The following is a 246-nucleotide window of genomic DNA, read 5'->3' on the forward strand; positions in this document are numbered from 1 at the left end:
GGCGAGGGTTCCCCAACCCGCGCCAACGGTGGTCTTACGCCACCTTTTTATCGAAAAACTGCTCGTCTTCCGTCGAACCGTGCAACGCCGTGGTCGACGCGTTGCGCTCGACCGTCTGCGTCACGGCGTCGAAGTAGCCCGTGCCCACTTCGCGTTGATGCTTCACGGCGGTGAAGCCCTTCTCGGCCGCGGCGAACTCGGCCTGCTGGAGTTCCACGAACGCGCTCATGTTCTGACGCGCATAGC

General features: G+C 63.4%; 1 pseudogene. It reads right to left on the reverse strand.

The annotated features are described in order from the left end of the window. Positions 1 to 34: 34 nt before the first annotated feature. Positions 35 to 246: pseudogene (locus SB751_RS33990) on the reverse strand (isocitrate lyase); the annotation flags it as partial.

Origin of the sequence: Cupriavidus sp. SIMBA_020 (assembly GCF_046535395.1) — a bacterium.
Lineage (GTDB): Bacteria > Pseudomonadota > Gammaproteobacteria > Burkholderiales > Burkholderiaceae > Cupriavidus > Cupriavidus campinensis.